Annotated in this window: 2 protein-coding genes and 1 riboswitch; both genes read left to right on the top strand. The window is 61.7% G+C overall.

The window, feature by feature from the left end; translation table 11 throughout:
- The first annotated feature begins 1075 nt into the window (after nucleotides 1-1075).
- Nucleotides 1076-1274, top strand: a riboswitch (FMN riboswitch).
- 407 nt (nucleotides 1275-1681) lie between these two features.
- A complete protein-coding gene (gene pnuC, locus Q0216_RS07765) occupies nucleotides 1682-2464 on the top strand; it encodes a nicotinamide riboside transporter PnuC (RefSeq protein ID WP_298594291.1) in 783 nt (260 codons plus the stop codon).
- Between the two features lie 16 nt (nucleotides 2465-2480).
- A complete protein-coding gene (ribD, locus tag Q0216_RS07760; protein WP_298594289.1) occupies nucleotides 2481-3854 on the top strand; it encodes a bifunctional diaminohydroxyphosphoribosylaminopyrimidine deaminase/5-amino-6-(5-phosphoribosylamino)uracil reductase RibD in 1374 nt (457 codons plus the stop codon).
- Nucleotides 3855-3874 lie beyond the last annotated feature (20 nt).

The following is a 3874-nucleotide window of genomic DNA, read 5'->3' as shown; positions in this document are numbered from 1 at the left end:
TTGGTTGATATAGGGGTTGGTCTGGGGTTTCCTTCTCTGGTTAGCTCGCCTCAGTCTGGGGTATATGAGGTTGGTCTGGGGCTGAGTTTCGTGTGCAGCTCGCCTCGGTCTGGGGTTCCCCCGGTTTAGATGTTAAAAACGGGTGGCGTATCCGCTCCGGCACTGCGAATACGCCACCCAAACACACCACACTCCACAAGACAATGCAGAGCGCGCGGGATCAACCATCCCGCAAGGTTCCCGTAACCTCCGCCGCGCACCACTGTTGGCGACGACAGAAGAACGGGAGCTTATGACCGTTCGACACGCACAACGCCCCCTCATACAGGTTTACAAAGGCGCATACCGTGCGGTCTTCCGGAAGTTTATTCGGAAGAGCTCCCACGCCGGTTCCGTTGAGAAATAATCCGGTGTGGTTGCCTCCCGATGGTGAAGCACATCAACATCGTGCGCCGCAATACTGCGCAATCCAGTACGCGCAGATGCTGCGTGAAAACCATCCGGGGAATGCAGTCCGCGGGCCAGTTTTCCAGCTTCAAATGGCAGAAGCTTAAGGGTTTGATGTGAGTGCTCGGTTGGTCCGAATCATGTCGCTCTCAACGGAACCGGTTTATCGGTGATGGGAGCTCCTGTAGATAAGAATAACCTTAAATCACCCCTGGAGTAAACCTTAAACCAATAATTTAACCTTATTGTTATAATTCCTTGTCATAAAGGTATTGACAGGTGTTCAACGTGTTCTGAGTAACCCATCAGAAGGCTCTGTAACTCTTTGGTATGTTTAGTGCCCTCCACCATTACAAAACCGTGATAAATCGTCCCCTCCGCAGACCACCGCCCCTCCCAAAAACGCCCTACGGCGAAGCTGGATAGAAGATGTATACATCGCAGCATCGAAAGGTACTCAGTGGAGCCGCCAAACGGTACCCGAAAGACGACTTTTGAAGACGAACCGCAAAGATAAGCTCCCGCGCATCACACAAAATGCAGTCATATAACGTCATCTTGTCACGGAAGTTATCCCAGAGAAAACAAATTAAACCCCCGGCGTGCGCTGTGGCATAATCAATATCGACATCGTGCTCCGGGGTCGGTGAAATTCCGAACCGGCGGTCACAGCCCGCGAACCGCTCCGCAGGCAGGCAAAAAATCGTATGAATCTTCGCATCCGCGCAGGACGCCAAGACTCCGCTAGAGACGCCCGCCCGCAAGAGAGGCCGAACCGGTGAAAATCCGGTGCCGACAGTACAGTCTGGATGGAAGGTAGCACGAGCAGAAAAAGGCAGGAGCGCACTCCGCCGCACCTCACGAGAAACCTCGGGGGTAGCGTGCAGGGTGCACCGAAGCAGCTGTTCAAGAAAATTGCTTGAGAAAAAGCTCGAGGAAACTGATGCTCAAGAGCGCAGTGGTTTTCAGTACAGCGGTTTTCTGTACGACAGGGGAGAGGCGCCTCCGAGGTGCCGGTACGTTATTCCCCCTGCCGCGCAGCCGACTGATTTCGACCGCAGCCGGCTAAATTCAGCTACGGTTGGCTGATTCGCCGCTCCCGCCTCACCACGGATACCGGGCACTCCCTAAGATGCCCGCGTTAGCCGCCCTTTTCTGTTCCTCTCCCCGGAGCCGCCGCAGATGCGCACACGGCGCATCCGACACACGGTCCAACTCAGAGAGGAAAGAAACAATGGACATCTTGCGGTGGCTCTTCGACGCACAAATCCACGTGGGGGACCAGTCCCTCCTCGTGCGCGAAGTTCTCGGAAACGCATTCGGCCTGGCATCGGCGCTCGGCGGCATGCGACGCAAAGTATGGGCGTGGCCCGTCGGCATTCTCGGCAACCTGCTGCTCCTCACCGTCTTCCTGGGCGCCCTCGTCGGCAGCCCGCACCCCGTCACCATGCTCGGCCAGGCAGGCCGCCAGATCATGTTTATTGCCGTGTCCATCTGGGGCTGGCATCGTTGGCGCGCAACCCGAGCATCCGGGGGTAACGCGAGCGCAGGTGCCGCCGTCATCCCGCAATGGGCAACGAACACTGAACGCGCAGGCCTGGTTGTCGCCATGGTCGCAGGCACCCTGCTGCTCACCCCCGTCTTCCGCGCCCTCGGCTCCTACGAACCGGTCTGGTCCGACGCCTGGATCTTCACCGGCTCGCTGCTCGCCACCTACGGCATGGCGCGCGGCTGGGTTGAATTCTGGCTCATCTGGGTTGCCGTCGACCTGGTCGGCGTGCCGCTGCTGTGGAGCGCAGGCTACTACGCAACCTCCCTCATGTACGTGTTCTACGGATGCTTCACCCTGGTCGGTTTCTTCGTCTGGTGGCGCACCCGCAACCTGGAGGCGCAGAAGGCTCGCGTGCAGACCCAGTTCCCCGACGTCACCGTGGACGTGGCTGATCTATCCTCCGCCGCGTCCGTTGCCGAGTGCGAAACCGTAACCAAGAGCGTGCCAAAGAACGAATCCGCGTAGAAGGAGGACTACTACCATGACCTCGAATAACCGCCAGCACGAAGCTCAGGGGCCTGCGGGCACCCTGCCCGAACACATTGCTGCCGTGCACGAGCGCCCCATCCCTGAGGACACGAGCCATCTGCCGGGCCTCAGCACTCCGCCCGTTGTCCTGCCGGTCAACGACTTGGATTACTCCGCCGCGGAGTACGGTCACCTCGCCGGGCTACCCGCCGCACGCACCCTCCAGCTGCCCGACCCCGAGCAGACGCTTAGCCACGCAGACGCCATGACCCTGGCACTGCAGGCGGCCCGCCAAGGTATTCGCGGTGCGAACCCCCTCGTCGGCGCCGTCATCACCGACGCGCACGGGCACCTGCTGCACGTGGGCTACCACCGAGGCGCAGGCACCCCGCACGCCGAAGCCGACGCCCTCGCCGCCGCCCGTGCCGCGGGAACCGACCTCACTGGCGCGCGCATGTACGTGAGCCTGGAGCCCTGCAACCACACCGGACGCACCGGCCCCTGCTCCCACGCCGTCGCCGAGGCGGGCATCAGCGAACTCTACTACGCCTACAGCGACGACACCGAAAACGCAGCCGGAGGCGCCGCCTACCTGCGCTCGCGGGGCGTCACCGTGCACGCCATGGAGGAGTTCGCGAACGCCTCCTACCTGCTGAATGAGCGCTGGTTCATTGCCGCCGCCGAACGCCGCCCCTTCATTACCGCAAAGAGCGCCTCCACCTTGGACGGGTTCATTGCGGCCGCTGACGGCACGAGCAAGTGGATTACCGGCCCCGCCGCGCGCATTGACGGGCACCTGATCCGTCACCGCGCCGACGCCGTCATGATCGGCACCCGAACCACCCTCATGGACGACCCGACCCTGGATGCGCGCGACGCCAACGGGGAACGCTTCGAGAAGCAGCCGCTGCGTGTGGTCATGGGAAAGACCGAGATTACCGAGAACTACCGGATTCGCGGCCTCAACCCGCCCGAAGGTGTGGAGGCGGACCCGCAGAACTTCCTGCAGATTTTCACCCACGACCCGCGTGAACTGCTCGACGAACTGTACGCCCGCGGGGTGCGGCACCTCATGATTGAGGGCGGCCCCGGCATGGTCGGCCTCTTCGCCGGTGAAGACCTCATCGACGAGATGGTCTGGTACCGCGCCCCCATGATTATGGGGCAGGGCAAGAGCGCCGTGTATCGTCTGCTCGTGGACACCCTCGCGCAGGCACCGCGCCTGCAGCTGGACGACCTGGGCATGTTCCCGGCGGTGCGCGTGCTCGGCAATGACACCGCAACGCACCTGGTGCCGGCACCTCGCGGAACCGCGCAGGAGCCTGGTGAGCGGCGCACCCTGCCGAAGCTGGACGCCTGCCACGCGCCGGAACCGCGGCTGGACTAGCATCCCTGGGCTAATTGTCT

The sequence above is a fragment of the uncultured Rothia sp. genome, assembly GCF_937976295.1.
GTDB lineage: Bacteria > Actinomycetota > Actinomycetes > Actinomycetales > Micrococcaceae > Rothia.
This window is presented reverse-complemented; position numbering and strand designations above follow the sequence as displayed.

Coding starts and splice junctions, on each gene's coding strand:
- pnuC (WP_298594291.1), top strand. CDS start 1,682: ATGGACATCTTGCGGTGGCTCTTCGACGCACAAATCCACGTGGGGGAC.
- ribD (WP_298594289.1), top strand. CDS start 2,481: ATGACCTCGAATAACCGCCAGCACGAAGCTCAGGGGCCTGCGGGCACC.